The organism is Klebsiella sp. PCX, assembly GCF_021869705.1.
GTDB classification, from domain to species: Bacteria; Pseudomonadota; Gammaproteobacteria; order Enterobacterales; family Enterobacteriaceae; genus Klebsiella; species Klebsiella quasipneumoniae.
The window spans coordinates 3897614-3913310 of record NZ_CP091527.1 but is presented as its reverse complement, the minus strand read 5'-3'; the positions used below and the strand labels follow the sequence as shown (position 1 = coordinate 3913310).

Here is a 15697-nt window from a genome sequence, read left to right as displayed (position 1 = left end):
GGATGACAACGATGGCTGAACCACAACCGCTGTTTGACTACACCGGATACCTGCCGGAATGCCCGACCTGGAGCGAGGCAGAGCAGGCTCTCTACTGGGCCGATATTATGGAATGTGAAATTCACCGCTACGATACCCGCAGCGGCGAACACCAGGTGCTGCAATTTCCGGAGGAGGTCGGCTGTTTTTCCTTGCGCGAGAAGGGTGGGTTTATCGTTGCATTGCGCAGCGGTATCTGGCTGACCGACGCCCACGGTCTGCTACGGCGTAAAGTCTGCGATAACCCGAGCAATCCGGAACTGGCGCGGTTTAACGATGGCGGGACCGATCGCGATGGGCGCTTTTATGCCGGCACCTTCTGGGGCCCGGGGGATTATAACGGCGCGCTGCTGATGCGGGTCGATAACGACCTGAAGCCGACGGTGATCCAGTGTGACATCCATGGCGCCAACGGTCTGGCGTTTAGCGCCGACCGGCGCTGGATGTATACCTCCGATACGCCGAACGCCGTGATCTACCGTACGCCGCTGGATGAGCAGGGTGAGCCTGGCCGGCGCGAAGTCTTTCGCCGTTTTCAGCCTGGCGAAGGGATACCGGACGGGGCGGCGATTGACGTGGAGGGGTGTTACTGGAGCGCAATGTTTGACGGCTGGCGGATCGCCCGTTTCTCTCCGCAGGGTGAGGAGCTGGAGTCCTACCCGATGCCGGTACGTTGCCCGACGATGGTCTGCTTTGGCGGGGCAGATATGCAAACGCTCTACATCACCACCACCCGGGAAAACATGGAGGACGATGAGCTGGCGCAGTATCCGCTGTCCGGCGCCATCTTCACCCTGCCGGTGGCGGTGGCAGGGATGAAGAAATTACCGTTCCGCGAACGTTAAACCGGATCCACCGGCACGACGTTTTCGCTGGGGTAGCAACCGAGAACCTTCATGGAGCGGGTGATCTCCGCCAGCTCCTTCAGCGCCTTGCGCATGGGCAGCGAGTCCAGGTTTGCCTGAATATCAAGATAAAACATCTCTTCCCACGGATTGCCATGGATGGGGCGCGATTCCAGTTTGGTCATGATCAGATTGTGATTGCGCAGCACCAGTAAGGCTTCCACCAGGGCACCCGCCTGCTGACCGGTCGCCATTAACAGCGTGGTCTTCGCCGGAACCTGATCGGAGACGTTCACCGCTTTGCGCGCCAGAACGAGGAAGCGCGTAATATTCTGCGTCTGGTTGGCCTGGCAGTGCTCCAGCACCTGCAGACCGTACAGAGCGCCGCCCGCTTCGCTGCCCAGCGCCGCGACGGTCGGGGCGTTCGCCTGCGCGACTTTTTCCATTGCCGCTGAGGTGCTCTCGGTATATTCAATCTTCCAGTGCGGGTAGCGACTCAGATACTGGCTACACTGCTGGAACGGTTGCGGATGGCTGTAGACGGTCTGAATTTTATCGGCATCCGTCGAGGTGCTGACCAGTACGCAATGATCGATAGGGATCGTCAGCTCGCCTACGATCGACAGGCTGGTGTGCTGCAGCAGATCGTAGACATCGTTGATCCCGCCGGAGCTGGTGTTTTCAATCGGCACTACGGCGTAATCGGCCTGGCCGGTTTCCACCTGATTAAAAATATCGGCGAACTTCGCGCAGCCGCTTTCAATAAACTGCTCAAAGTGGCGAGCTGCGTACTGACGCGCCGCCAGATGCGAATAAGAGCCTTTGGGACCGAGGAACGCCACGCGAGCCGAATGCGGGTTAATTTTATTCAAATGCTGCTGCAGCAGGGTTTGCTGGGTCAGTACAGAGTCTTCGATAATCAGCTGGAACAGGCGGGTGATGTAATGAGCGTCCAGATTATGGCGCTTGCCGAGGGTCATCAGACGCTCCAGCAGATCGCGTTCGCGGTCAATATCACGCACCGGGCGATGGGAGGCCAGTTTGGCTTTACCAACCTCAACAGCCAGCCCGCGACGCTCCGCCAGCAGAGCAAGCAGTTTCTCATCCAGCGCGCTTATCTTGTCGCGCAGCGCCAGTAATGGGTTTTCCTCGGTCATAGATGTTGCCTTTGTTGTTATCCAATAAAAAAGGCCTCCCGGGTGGGAGGCCTTATTGTTCGTCTTCGCATTCTTTCTTATACGACGAATTGCCTCCCGGTCAGGGGAAGGTAAAAAAGAATGCGAAGAAGAACGGGACGAGTTTCATGATGAATTCCTTTAAGTAGTGGGGATTACAGTACCTGTACTGTTTTCACTCTGTCAATAAAAAACGCGCCCGAAGGCGCGTGGCATGACACAACTTAAGTTAAGGATTACTCTTCTTCTTCCACAAAGCCTGCCTCTTTCACCGACGTCGCGGCGCGGCGGGCTTCCCCTTTGTGTTGCACTTTATTGAGCTGCCGTTCCAGCTTGTTGATCAATTCGTTAATGGCGGCGTACATATCTTCATGATGCGCACTGGCAACCAGATGGCCGTTTGGCGTGTTGATGGTTGCATCAGCGATAAAACCCTGCGGCTCCTTAGACAGAATGATGTGCGGGTTAATTAAATGAGTTTGCCACTTATCCAGTTTGGCGAGACGGTCTGCGACATGCTGGCGGATTGCCGGAGTAATTTCCATTTGTTTACTGGTAATGTTCATTGTCATAAATTTTACCTCTTGTCTTTCCCGTCTTGGTGAATCCAGCATACCTTTCCTAATGTCAAAATGTGTGATCTAAATCACGTTTTATTGTCACTTTTTGTCAACGAATTCATTTTGTGAGACAGGGCAGGAAGAAGTGAGATTTTACTTGTCGAACCTGCCAAAGCAGGCCATATTTGATGAGTTAACTCGACGCTAAACCGCTTCAGCTAACCAGGATAACGAATAAAAAAACGGCAGCCAGTGGCTGCCGTTTGCGATCCATGAGTCAGGCTCAGGTGTTCTTACTGTTCGCGGCGATAATCTTCGCGACTTTGTCCGCTTGAGCATTCATCTGCATTTGACGATAGGCATTTTCCATCTTCGGCAGGGCATCGCGGGTGGCCTGGGTATCCGGATAGTTACGCATCATACCTTCCACGCGGTTAACGACGGCAACCCATGCGCCGCGGTCGGTGTAGTAATCCACCACCGACAGCTCATACTTCGCCAGGCGATCTTTCAGGAATACCATGCGCTTATAGGCGTCCGTGGCATACTGGCTGTTCGGGTAGCCGCGTACCAGTTTGGAGAAGTCATTGAAGGCATCGCGCGCGTGCTGCGGATCGCGGTCGGAACGATCGACGCCGAAGAAGCCCTGCAGGGCGCTGTCATCCAGAGCCATGTTGGTCAGGCCGCGCATATAGATGACGTAGTCGATGTTCGGATGGGTGGGATTCAAGCGCATGAAGCGATCGATGGCCGCTTGAGCCAGCGGCAGATCGGCGTTTTTGTAATACGCATAAATCAGATCCAGCTGTACCTGTTGGGAATAAGGGCCGAATGGATAACGGTTATCCAACGCTTCCAGTTGCGTTATCGCCTGTTTCCAGTTACCGTCCTGCAGTTTTTGCTGGGCGGTCGCGTAGATTTCATTCGGCGGATTATCAGGCACCTCTTCCTTAGAGCCGGAGCAACCCACCAAAGCCAGGCTCAGTGTGGCGGCTGCCACCAGGTATTTCATGCGCGTCATGACGTTTTGACTTCCTCAAAATGTTTATGCGGGAGAATCTCTGTTCCTGCTCCCGATTAAGACCAGCTACAATAGCACACTATATTAAACGGCAAAGCCGTAAAACCCAACGTTAAACGAAGAAGCTGTATATGGCACAACGAGTACAACTCACCGCAACGGTGACCGAAAATCAACTCGGTCAACGCTTAGATCAGGCTTTGGCCGAATTGTTCCCTGATTATTCGCGATCGCGGATAAAAGAATGGATCCTCGACCAACGCGTATTAGTCAATGGCACCATTGGCGATAAACCGAAAGAAAAAGTGCTGGGGGGAGAACGCATCGCTATCGATGTGGAAATCGAAGAAGAGGCGCGCTTCCAGCCGCAGGATATTCCGCTCAATATCGTTTACGAAGATGATGACATCATCGTGATCAACAAACCGCGCGATCTGGTTGTACATCCTGGTGCGGGCAACCCTGACGGTACTGTGCTGAATGCGCTGCTGCACTACTATCCGCCTATTGCCGATGTGCCGCGTGCGGGTATCGTCCACCGTCTGGATAAAGACACCACCGGTCTGATGGTGGTGGCGAAAACCATTCCAGCGCAAACCCGGCTGGTGGAGTCGCTGCAGCTGCGCGAGATCACCCGTGAATACGAAGCGGTGGCGATCGGTCATATGACCGCTGGCGGTACGGTTGAAGAACCGATCAGCCGTCATCCGACCAAGCGTACCCATATGGCGGTGCACCCGATGGGCAAACCGGCGGTGACCCACTACCGCATTATGGAACATTTCCGCATCCATACCCGCCTGCGCCTGCGTCTGGAAACCGGTCGTACGCATCAGATCCGCGTGCATATGTCGCATATCACCCATCCGCTGGTAGGCGACCAGGTGTATGGCGGCCGCCCGCGTCCGCCGAAGGGGGCGTCGGAGGAGTTCATCACCGCGCTGCGTAAATTCGACCGCCAGGCGCTGCACGCCACCATGCTACGTCTGTACCACCCGATTACCGGCATTGAAATGGAGTGGCACGCGCCCATCCCACAAGATATGGTCGAGCTCATCGAGGCGATGCGCGCCGATTTTGAAGCCCATAAGGACGATATTGACTGGTTATGACTAAACTGATTGTACCGCAGTGGCCAATGCCCGGCAGCGTGGCGGCCTGTAGTTCTACCCGCATCGGCGGCGTGAGTCTGCCGCCCTATGACTCGCTCAACCTGGGCGCCCATTGCGGCGACAATCTGCAGCATGTCGAAGAAAACCGGCGGAGGATGTTTGCCGCCGGCGGCTTACCGTCTTACCCGGTTTGGCTGGAGCAGGTTCATGGTACCGATGTGCTCACGCTGGACGGCGGACCCTATCCGTCGAAACGCGCGGATGCCTCTTATAGCCGTACGCCAGGGACTGTCTGCGCGGTGATGACCGCTGACTGCCTGCCGGTCCTGTTCTGTAACCGCGCCGGTACCGAAGTCGCCGCGGCGCATGCGGGATGGCGCGGCTTATGTGAAGGGGTTCTGGAAGAGACGGTCGCCCGTTTCGCCGATAAAGCCGAAAACATTATGGCGTGGCTGGGACCCGCCATCGGTCCGCAGGCGTTTGAGGTGGGCCCAGAAGTTCGCGACGCTTTTATGGCTAAGGATGAGAATGCGCATCAGGCTTTTCGTCCGGCAGGCGAAAAATATTTTGCTGATATCTACCAGCTGGCTCGGCAGCGCCTGGCAAACGTCGGCGTTGAGCAGATTTTCGGCGGCGATCGCTGCACGCTAAGCGAAAAGGATGATTTTTTCTCTTACCGGCGCGACAAGACCACCGGTCGTATGGCAAGTTTCATTTGGCTGATATAACCTAGAGAATCAAGACGATCCAGAAGGCAAACTTATTTTTCGCATAGTTCAGGTCTTTAACCTTGAATAATTGAGGGATGACCTCATTTAATCTCCAGTAGCAAATTTGACCTGTTATGGGAGGAGTTATGCGTCTGGATCGTCTTACCAATAAATTCCAGCTTGCTCTTGCCGATGCCCAGTCGCTTGCACTCGGGCACGACAACCAATTCATCGAACCTCTTCATTTAATGAGCGCCTTGCTGAATCAGGAAGGGGGATCGGTACGTCCTTTATTAACCTCGGCGGGCGTGAATGCCGGGAAACTGCGCACTGACATCGAACAGGCTCTGAGTCGTTTACCGCAGGTGGAAGGCACCGGCGGCGATGTGCAACCTTCTCAGGATTTAGTGCGGATCCTGAACCTTTGCGACAAGCTGGCGCAAAAGAAAAAGGACAACTTTATATCGTCAGAACTGTTTGTTCTGGCGGCGCTTGAATCACGCGGTACGCTGACCGACCTTTTAAAATCCGCCGGAGCAACAACCGCCAACGTGACTCAGGCGATTGAACAAATGCGCGGAGGTGAAAGCGTGAACGATCAGGGTGCCGAAGACCAACGTCAGGCATTGAAGAAATTTACCGTCGATCTCACCGAGCGTGCCGAACAGGGCAAGCTGGACCCGGTTATCGGCCGTGATGAAGAGATCCGCCGTACCATTCAGGTACTGCAGCGCCGTACCAAAAACAATCCGGTGCTGATTGGTGAACCCGGGGTGGGTAAAACCGCTATCGTCGAAGGCCTGGCGCAGCGTATCGTCAACGGCGAAGTGCCGGAAGGGCTGAAAGGCCGCCGGGTGCTGGCGCTGGATATGGGCGCGCTGGTGGCCGGGGCGAAATACCGCGGTGAGTTTGAAGAGCGTCTGAAAGGCGTGCTGACCGACCTGTCGAAACAGGAAGGCAACGTCATTCTGTTTATCGACGAACTGCATACCATGGTTGGCGCTGGTAAAGCCGACGGCGCGATGGACGCGGGCAACATGCTGAAGCCGGCGCTGGCGCGTGGTGAACTGCACTGCGTCGGGGCGACGACGCTTGACGAATACCGTCAGTACATTGAAAAAGACGCTGCGCTGGAGCGCCGCTTCCAGAAGGTGTTCGTCGCCGAGCCGTCGGTAGAAGATACCATCGCTATTCTGCGCGGTCTGAAAGAACGTTATGAACTGCACCACCATGTGCAGATCACCGACCCGGCTATCGTGGCGGCGGCGACCTTGTCGCATCGCTACATTGCCGACCGGCAGCTGCCGGATAAAGCCATCGACCTTATCGATGAGGCGGCGTCCAGCATCCGTATGCAGATCGACTCGAAGCCGGAAGAGCTGGACCGTCTCGATCGCCGCATCATCCAGTTGAAACTGGAGCAGCAGGCGCTGAAGAAAGAGTCTGATGAGGCGAGTCTGAAGCGTCTTGATATGCTCAACGAGGAGCTGGCGGATAAAGAACGGCAGTACTCGGTGCTGGAAGAAGAGTGGAAAGCGGAAAAAGCGTCCCTCTCCGGCACCCAGACCATCAAAGCCGAGCTGGAGCAGGCGAAAATCGCCATCGAACAGGCGCGTCGCGTCGGTGACCTGGCGCGGATGTCCGAGCTGCAGTACGGCAAAATTCCGGAACTGGAGAAACAGCTGGCGGCAGCCACTCAGTCCGAAGGAAAAACCATGCGTCTGCTGCGTAATAAAGTGACGGATGCTGAAATCGCCGAAGTGCTGGCCCGCTGGACCGGTATCCCGGTCTCCCGCATGATGGAAAGCGAGCGTGACAAACTGCTGCGTATGGAGCAGAAACTGCATCATCGGGTGATTGGTCAGGATGAGGCGGTTGAAGCAGTATCTAACGCTATTCGCCGTAGCCGTGCCGGGCTGTCCGATCCGAACCGGCCGATTGGTTCATTCCTGTTCCTCGGTCCGACCGGGGTCGGTAAAACCGAGCTGTGTAAAACGCTGGCTAACTTTATGTTCGACAGCGACGACGCAATGGTGCGTATCGATATGTCCGAATTTATGGAGAAACACTCCGTCTCGCGTCTGGTCGGTGCGCCTCCGGGATACGTCGGTTATGAAGAGGGCGGTTACCTGACCGAGGCGGTGCGCCGTCGTCCTTATTCCGTCATCCTGCTGGATGAAGTGGAAAAAGCGCACCCGGATGTGTTCAACATTCTGCTGCAGGTACTCGACGACGGGCGCCTCACCGATGGCCAGGGGAGAACGGTCGACTTCCGTAACACGGTGGTCATCATGACCTCGAACCTCGGTTCCGATTTGATTCAGGAACGGTTCGGCGAGCTGGATTACGGACATATGAAGGACCTGGTGCTGGGGGTTGTCAGCCAGAACTTCCGTCCGGAGTTCATCAACCGTATCGATGAAGTGGTGGTCTTCCATCCGCTGGGTGAGAAACACATTGCTTCTATTGCCCAGATCCAGCTGCAGCGTCTGTATAAACGTCTGGAAGAGCGCGGATATGAAGTGCGGATGTCCGATGAGGCGTTGAAGTTACTAAGCGCCAACGGATACGATCCGGTATACGGCGCGCGGCCACTGAAACGCGCTATTCAGCAGCAGATTGAGAACCCGTTGGCCCAGCAGATACTTTCCGGTGAGCTGATTCCGGGTAAAACCGTCGAGCTGGTAGTGAAAGACGACCGTATCGTGGCAGTGCAGTAAGTCACAAAACGACAAAAACGGGCCCAGCGGGCTCGTTTTTGTTTAAAAACCAGGCAAGAATTAAAGCTCAACACCTGATTTGGTTGAAAAGTGAGCGGTTGAATTCTTTTTTTGAATTTATCCTTGTCACTTCAGAATTACCCCCTATAATGCGCCTCCACTGACACGGAACAACGGCAAGCAAGCCGCCGGGGCAGCAGGATTCAACGGCGAAAGATAACGTTGAAGCCGACAGAGAAAAGCAAAATAAGCGCTTGACTCTGAATGAGGAAAACGTATTATACGGGACCTCGCGACAGAGCGCTAAAGCGCGTCGCAACTGCTCTTTAACAATTTATCAGACAATCTGTGTGGGCACTCAAAGTGGCATGGATTCTTAATGTCTTCGGACAATAAATGAATACCAAGTCTCAAGAGTGAACACGTAATTCATTACGAAGTTTAATTCTTTGAGCATCAAACTTAAATTGAAGAGTTTGATCATGGCTCAGATTGAACGCTGGCGGCAGGCCTAACACATGCAAGTCGAGCGGTAGCACAGAGAGCTTGCTCTCGGGTGACGAGCGGCGGACGGGTGAGTAATGTCTGGGAAACTGCCTGATGGAGGGGGATAACTACTGGAAACGGTAGCTAATACCGCATAATGTCGCAAGACCAAAGTGGGGGACCTTCGGGCCTCATGCCATCAGATGTGCCCAGATGGGATTAGCTAGTAGGTGGGGTAACGGCTCACCTAGGCGACGATCCCTAGCTGGTCTGAGAGGATGACCAGCCACACTGGAACTGAGACACGGTCCAGACTCCTACGGGAGGCAGCAGTGGGGAATATTGCACAATGGGCGCAAGCCTGATGCAGCCATGCCGCGTGTATGAAGAAGGCCTTCGGGTTGTAAAGTACTTTCAGCGGGGAGGAAGGCGATAAGGTTAATAACCTTGTCGATTGACGTTACCCGCAGAAGAAGCACCGGCTAACTCCGTGCCAGCAGCCGCGGTAATACGGAGGGTGCAAGCGTTAATCGGAATTACTGGGCGTAAAGCGCACGCAGGCGGTCTGTCAAGTCGGATGTGAAATCCCCGGGCTCAACCTGGGAACTGCATTCGAAACTGGCAGGCTAGAGTCTTGTAGAGGGGGGTAGAATTCCAGGTGTAGCGGTGAAATGCGTAGAGATCTGGAGGAATACCGGTGGCGAAGGCGGCCCCCTGGACAAAGACTGACGCTCAGGTGCGAAAGCGTGGGGAGCAAACAGGATTAGATACCCTGGTAGTCCACGCCGTAAACGATGTCGATTTGGAGGTTGTGCCCTTGAGGCGTGGCTTCCGGAGCTAACGCGTTAAATCGACCGCCTGGGGAGTACGGCCGCAAGGTTAAAACTCAAATGAATTGACGGGGGCCCGCACAAGCGGTGGAGCATGTGGTTTAATTCGATGCAACGCGAAGAACCTTACCTGGTCTTGACATCCACAGAACTTGCCAGAGATGGCTTGGTGCCTTCGGGAACTGTGAGACAGGTGCTGCATGGCTGTCGTCAGCTCGTGTTGTGAAATGTTGGGTTAAGTCCCGCAACGAGCGCAACCCTTATCCTTTGTTGCCAGCGGTCCGGCCGGGAACTCAAAGGAGACTGCCAGTGATAAACTGGAGGAAGGTGGGGATGACGTCAAGTCATCATGGCCCTTACGACCAGGGCTACACACGTGCTACAATGGCATATACAAAGAGAAGCGACCTCGCGAGAGCAAGCGGACCTCATAAAGTATGTCGTAGTCCGGATTGGAGTCTGCAACTCGACTCCATGAAGTCGGAATCGCTAGTAATCGTAGATCAGAATGCTACGGTGAATACGTTCCCGGGCCTTGTACACACCGCCCGTCACACCATGGGAGTGGGTTGCAAAAGAAGTAGGTAGCTTAACCTTCGGGAGGGCGCTTACCACTTTGTGATTCATGACTGGGGTGAAGTCGTAACAAGGTAACCGTAGGGGAACCTGCGGTTGGATCACCTCCTTACCTTAAAGAAGCGTACTTTGAAGTGCTCACACAGATTGTCTGATAGAAAGTGAAAAGCAAGGCGTCTTGCGAAGCAGACTGATACGTCCCCTTCGTCTAGAGGCCCAGGACACCGCCCTTTCACGGCGGTAACAGGGGTTCGAATCCCCTAGGGGACGCCACTTGCTGGTTTGTGAGTGAAAGTCACCTGCCTTAATATCTCAAAACTCATCTTCGGGTGATGTTTGAGATATTTGCTCTTTAAAAATCTGGATCAAGCTGAAAATTGAAACACTGAACAACGAGAGTTGTTCGTGAGTCTCTCAAATTTTCGCAACACGATGATGGATCGCAAGAAACATCTTCGGGTTGTGAGGTTAAGCGACTAAGCGTACACGGTGGATGCCCTGGCAGTCAGAGGCGATGAAGGACGTGCTAATCTGCGATAAGCGTCGGTGAGGTGATATGAACCGTTATAACCGGCGATTTCCGAATGGGGAAACCCAGTGTGTTTCGACACACTATCATTAACTGAATCCATAGGTTAATGAGGCGAACCGGGGGAACTGAAACATCTAAGTACCCCGAGGAAAAGAAATCAACCGAGATTCCCCCAGTAGCGGCGAGCGAACGGGGAGGAGCCCAGAGCCTGAATCAGTGTGTGTGTTAGTGGAAGCGTCTGGAAAGGCGCGCGATACAGGGTGACAGCCCCGTACACAAAAATGCACATGCTGTGAGCTCGAAGAGTAGGGCGGGACACGTGGTATCCTGTCTGAATATGGGGGGACCATCCTCCAAGGCTAAATACTCCTGACTGACCGATAGTGAACCAGTACCGTGAGGGAAAGGCGAAAAGAACCCCGGCGAGGGGAGTGAAAAAGAACCTGAAACCGTGTACGTACAAGCAGTGGGAGCACCTTCGTGGTGTGACTGCGTACCTTTTGTATAATGGGTCAGCGACTTATATTCTGTAGCAAGGTTAACCGTATAGGGGAGCCGCAGGGAAACCGAGTCTTAACTGGGCGTTAAGTTGCAGGGTATAGACCCGAAACCCGGTGATCTAGCCATGGGCAGGTTGAAGGTTGGGTAACACTAACTGGAGGACCGAACCGACTAATGTTGAAAAATTAGCGGATGACTTGTGGCTGGGGGTGAAAGGCCAATCAAACCGGGAGATAGCTGGTTCTCCCCGAAAGCTATTTAGGTAGCGCCTCGTGAACTCATCTTCGGGGGTAGAGCACTGTTTCGGCTAGGGGGTCATCCCGACTTACCAACCCGATGCAAACTACGAATACCGAAGAATGTTATCACGGGAGACACACGGCGGGTGCTAACGTCCGTCGTGAAGAGGGAAACAACCCAGACCGCCAGCTAAGGTCCCAAAGTCATGGTTAAGTGGGAAACGATGTGGGAAGGCACAGACAGCCAGGATGTTGGCTTAGAAGCAGCCATCATTTAAAGAAAGCGTAATAGCTCACTGGTCGAGTCGGCCTGCGCGGAAGATGTAACGGGGCTAAACCATGCACCGAAGCTGCGGCAGCGACACTATGTGTTGTTGGGTAGGGGAGCGTTCTGTAAGCCTGCGAAGGTGACCTGTGAGGGTTGCTGGAGGTATCAGAAGTGCGAATGCTGACATAAGTAACGATAAAGCGGGTGAAAAGCCCGCTCGCCGGAAGACCAAGGGTTCCTGTCCAACGTTAATCGGGGCAGGGTGAGTCGACCCCTAAGGCGAGGCCGAAAGGCGTAGTCGATGGGAAACAGGTTAATATTCCTGTACTTGGTGTTACTGCGAAGGGGGGACGGAGAAGGCTATGTTAGCCGGGCGACGGTTGTCCCGGTTTAAGCATGTAGGCTGGTTATCCAGGCAAATCCGGATAATCAAGGCTGAGGTGTGATGACGAGGCACTACGGTGCTGAAGTAACAAATGCCCTGCTTCCAGGAAAAGCCTCTAAGCATCAGGTAACACGAAATCGTACCCCAAACCGACACAGGTGGTCAGGTAGAGAATACCAAGGCGCTTGAGAGAACTCGGGTGAAGGAACTAGGCAAAATGGTGCCGTAACTTCGGGAGAAGGCACGCTGGTGTGTAGGTGAAGTCCCTGCGGATGGAGCTGAGACCAGTCGAAGATACCAGCTGGCTGCAACTGTTTATTAAAAACACAGCACTGTGCAAACACGAAAGTGGACGTATACGGTGTGACGCCTGCCCGGTGCCGGAAGGTTAATTGATGGGGTTATCCGTAAGGAGAAGCTCTTGATCGAAGCCCCGGTAAACGGCGGCCGTAACTATAACGGTCCTAAGGTAGCGAAATTCCTTGTCGGGTAAGTTCCGACCTGCACGAATGGCGTAATGATGGCCAGGCTGTCTCCACCCGAGACTCAGTGAAATTGAACTCGCTGTGAAGATGCAGTGTACCCGCGGCAAGACGGAAAGACCCCGTGAACCTTTACTATAGCTTGACACTGAACACTGGTCCTTGATGTGTAGGATAGGTGGGAGGCTTTGAAGTGTGGACGCCAGTCTGCATGGAGCCATCCTTGAAATACCACCCTTTAATGGCTGGTGTTCTAACGTGGGCCCGTAATCCGGGTTGCGGACAGTGTCTGGTGGGTAGTTTGACTGGGGCGGTCTCCTCCCAAAGAGTAACGGAGGAGCACGAAGGTTAGCTAATCCTGGTCGGACATCAGGAGGTTAGTGCAAAGGCATAAGCTAGCTTGACTGCGAGAGTGACGGCTCGAGCAGGTGCGAAAGCAGGTCTTAGTGATCCGGTGGTTCTGAATGGAAGGGCCATCGCTCAACGGATAAAAGGTACTCCGGGGATAACAGGCTGATACCGCCCAAGAGTTCATATCGACGGCGGTGTTTGGCACCTCGATGTCGGCTCATCACATCCTGGGGCTGAAGTAGGTCCCAAGGGTATGGCTGTTCGCCATTTAAAGTGGTACGCGAGCTGGGTTTAGAACGTCGTGAGACAGTTCGGTCCCTATCTGCCGTGGGCGCTGGAGAATTGAGGGGGGCTGCTCCTAGTACGAGAGGACCGGAGTGGACGCATCACTGGTGTTCGGGTTGTCATGCCAATGGCACTGCCCGGTAGCTAAATGCGGAAGAGATAAGTGCTGAAAGCATCTAAGCACGAAACTTGCCCCGAGATGAGTTCTCCCTGAGACTATAAGTCTCCTGAAGGAACGTTGAAGACGACGACGTTGATAGGCCGGGTGTGTAAGCGCAGCGATGCGTTGAGCTAACCGGTACTAATGAACCGTGAGGCTTAACCTTACAACGCCGAAGATGTTTTGGCGGGTTTGAGAGAAGATTTTCAGCTGATACAGATTAGTCGATGCGTCCGCAGGGCGTGTTGACAAAACAGAATTTGCCTGGCGGCACTAGCGCGGTGGTCCCACCTGACCCCATGCCGAACTCAGAAGTGAAACGCCGTAGCGCCGATGGTAGTGTGGGGTCTCCCCATGTGAGAGTAGGGAACTGCCAGGCATCAAATAAAGCAGAAAGCTCAGTCGGAAGGCTGAGCTTTTTTGCGTTTGTGTCATCCGGCGAGGGTGCCGGCATGCCTCCCCGGTAGCCCGGCCAGGGGGGCTCAGCACCGCCTCCGGCGAAAATCCCACCATATCTCCCTCATCATCTTCATTCAAAGCAACATAAAACCCCGTCGTGGCAATCCCTTCGCCATAATCCACTTTTTCCTTGCTCCTGCGCTGGCGTTGATCGCGAAAACCGTGCTTACGAAAAAAAATGTGAATGCAATCACATATAAAGATATAACAATTATATAACATTTAGTTTACTAACTAATTTGTCTGCGTGACGTGGTACGCCCGACAAGACAGATTGCAGTCTTTGCTGGAGCAATATAACAATGACAGAGAGTAGCATTACCGAACGGGCCGCGCCGGAGCTGGCTGACACCCGTCGTCGTATTTGGGCAATTGTTGGCGCTTCCTCGGGAAATCTGGTTGAGTGGTTTGATTTTTACGTCTACTCATTCTGCTCGCTCTATTTTGCCCATATCTTCTTTCCATCCGGAAATACCACCACTCAACTTTTACAAACGGCAGGCGTATTCGCCGCCGGATTTCTGATGCGTCCTATCGGTGGCTGGCTGTTTGGTCGGATCGCTGACCGCCGCGGACGTAAAACGTCCATGCTTATTTCGGTCTGCATGATGTGCTTTGGTTCACTGGTAATTGCCTGCCTGCCGGGCTATGCAGTCATCGGCACCTGGGCTCCGGCGTTGCTTCTGTTGGCCCGTCTGTTCCAGGGGCTGTCGGTCGGGGGAGAATATGGCACCAGCGCGACCTATATGAGTGAAGTGGCGATTGAAGGAAAGAAAGGCTTCTACGCCTCCTTCCAGTACGTCACGTTAATTGGCGGACAGCTACTGGCGGTATTAGTGGTCGTGGCGCTCCAGCAGGTGCTGAGCGACGAAGATCTGCATGCATGGGGATGGCGTATTCCTTTTGCTCTCGGGGCAGTACTGGCCATCGTCGCGCTGTGGCTGCGTCGCCAGCTGGACGAAACCTCAAAGCAGGAGACCCGGGCGCTGAAAGAGGCTGGCTCATTTAAAGGGTTGTGGCGTAATCGCCGGGCCTTCGTGATGGTGTTGGGCTTTACCGCCGCCGGATCGCTGACCTTTTATACCTTTACTACCTATATGCAAAAGTATCTGGTCAACACGGCGGGAATGACGGCCAGCACCGCCAGCGTGATCATGACTGCGGCGCTGTTCGTTTATATGCTGGTTCAACCGCTGTTCGGCGCTTTTTCGGATAAAGTAGGCCGCCGTACCTCCATGCTGTGCTTTGGCGTACTGGCGACATTATTTACCGTGCCTATCCTGAGCGCCTTGCAAAAAGTGAGCTCCCCCTATGCTGCCTTCGGCCTGGTGATCTGCGCCTTGCTGATTGTCAGTTTCTATACCTCGATCAGCTGCATCCTGAAGGCCGAGATGTTCCCGGCGCAGGTTCGTGCGCTTGGGGTAGGGCTTTCCTATGCCGTCGCGAATGCCCTGTTTGGCGGCTCGGCGGAGTATGTCGCGCTGTCGCTTAAATCGGCGGGGATAGAGCACGCTTTTTACTGGTACGTAACGGTGATGGCGGCCATCGCCTTCCTGGTCTCCCTGATGCTGCATCGCAAGGGCAAAGGCCTGCGTCTTTAGCCGCTACTGGTGCGCCAGTTGCCACACAGCGTAGCCGGTGGTCGCGCCGGCTACATCCCAGGCGAAATCCTTCCAGCTCCAGCCGCTCCCTGCCGGGCGGCTGTCCCAAAGCTCTTTTGAGGCGCCGAGGCTGACAGAAAACATCAGGCCGATAGCGGCGCTGCGGTCCCGGCTGTAACCCTGATGTTGCGCATATTCATTGCCCGCGGCAGACAGCATCGCCGAGGCCAGAAAATGCTGGGCTTTGTCCTGACCGGACCATGCATCATTTGCCATGTGGCTGCAGCCCGTTAACATCAGCGAAGCAATCACGATTATCGTACGCATAGTGCTTCCAGAAAAAAGCCCCGTCGAGGCGGG

General features: G+C 54.5%; 10 protein-coding genes, 1 tRNA gene, 3 rRNA genes and 1 other annotated feature. Of the genes, 9 read left to right on the top strand and 5 right to left on the bottom strand.

The window, feature by feature from the left end; translation table 11 throughout:
• Positions 1-11: 11 nt before the first annotated feature.
• Positions 12-884 (top strand): SMP-30/gluconolactonase/LRE family protein, encoded by an 873-nt coding sequence (locus GQR96_RS18525; RefSeq protein ID WP_004206842.1) that lies wholly within the window; start codon positions 12-14, stop codon positions 882-884.
• Here GQR96_RS18525 and pheA read toward each other — a convergent pair.
• The 4 genes from pheA to bamD form a co-directional block, all read right to left on the bottom strand.
• Positions 881-2041, bottom strand: coding sequence for a bifunctional chorismate mutase/prephenate dehydratase (gene pheA, locus GQR96_RS18520; RefSeq protein WP_023318895.1), 1161 nt, complete (start codon positions 2039-2041; stop codon positions 881-883). The two genes, GQR96_RS18525 and pheA, sit on opposite strands and share 4 nt — an antisense overlap.
• 24 nt (positions 2042-2065) lie before the next feature.
• Positions 2066-2190: a sequence feature (Phe leader region), on the bottom strand.
• Entirely contained in the window at positions 2142-2189 is a 48-nt protein-coding gene (pheL, locus tag GQR96_RS18515; protein ID WP_100250063.1) for a pheA operon leader peptide PheL, read from the bottom strand. (Overlaps the previous feature by 48 nt.)
• Before the next feature lie 105 nt (positions 2191-2295).
• Complete coding sequence (gene raiA / locus GQR96_RS18510; protein ID WP_065905228.1) at positions 2296-2631, bottom strand: ribosome-associated translation inhibitor RaiA; 336 nt, start codon at positions 2629-2631, stop codon at positions 2296-2298.
• A gap of 271 nt (positions 2632-2902) precedes the next feature.
• Positions 2903-3640, bottom strand: coding sequence for an outer membrane protein assembly factor BamD (gene bamD, locus GQR96_RS18505; RefSeq protein ID WP_004145664.1), 738 nt, complete (start codon positions 3638-3640; stop codon positions 2903-2905).
• Positions 3641-3771: 131 nt separating this feature from the next.
• Between bamD and rluD the strand changes: the two genes are divergently transcribed.
• The 8 genes from rluD to GQR96_RS18465 all read left to right on the top strand — a co-directional run bounded on the left by rluD (position 3772) and on the right by GQR96_RS18465 (position 15337).
• Positions 3772-4752, top strand: coding sequence for a 23S rRNA pseudouridine(1911/1915/1917) synthase RluD (rluD, locus tag GQR96_RS18500; protein WP_004206840.1), 981 nt, complete (start codon positions 3772-3774; stop codon positions 4750-4752).
• Entirely contained in the window at positions 4749-5480 is a 732-nt protein-coding gene (gene yfiH / locus GQR96_RS18495) for a purine nucleoside phosphorylase YfiH (protein ID WP_023318894.1), read from the top strand. Before rluD ends, yfiH begins: the two co-directional genes overlap by 4 nt.
• 128 nt (positions 5481-5608) lie before the next feature.
• Entirely contained in the window at positions 5609-8182 is a 2574-nt protein-coding gene (clpB, locus tag GQR96_RS18490) for an ATP-dependent chaperone ClpB (RefSeq protein ID WP_065905226.1), read from the top strand.
• Positions 8183-8646: 464 nt separating this feature from the next.
• Positions 8647-10186, top strand: a 16S ribosomal RNA gene (locus GQR96_RS18485).
• 85 nt (positions 10187-10271) lie between these two features.
• Positions 10272-10347 (top strand) — tRNA-Glu (locus GQR96_RS18480).
• A 193-nt stretch (positions 10348-10540) separates the two neighbouring features.
• Positions 10541-13443, top strand: a 23S ribosomal RNA gene (locus GQR96_RS18475).
• A gap of 97 nt (positions 13444-13540) precedes the next feature.
• Positions 13541-13656 (top strand): 5S ribosomal RNA (gene rrf, locus GQR96_RS18470).
• The 16S, 23S and 5S rRNA genes sit together here with 1 tRNA gene alongside, the layout of an rRNA operon.
• A gap of 382 nt (positions 13657-14038) precedes the next feature.
• Positions 14039-15337: an MFS transporter gene (locus tag GQR96_RS18465; RefSeq protein ID WP_065905441.1), complete on the top strand. Its 1299-nt coding sequence runs from the start codon at positions 14039-14041 to the stop codon at positions 15335-15337.
• A gap of 3 nt (positions 15338-15340) precedes the next feature.
• Here the strand turns inward: GQR96_RS18465 and GQR96_RS18460 are convergent, their stop codons facing one another.
• Positions 15341-15664 carry a YfiM family lipoprotein gene (locus GQR96_RS18460; RefSeq protein ID WP_004201811.1) on the bottom strand — a complete coding sequence of 108 codons (324 nt, stop codon included), beginning with the start codon at positions 15662-15664 and terminating at the stop codon, positions 15341-15343.
• Between the last annotated feature and the right edge of the window lie 33 nt (positions 15665-15697).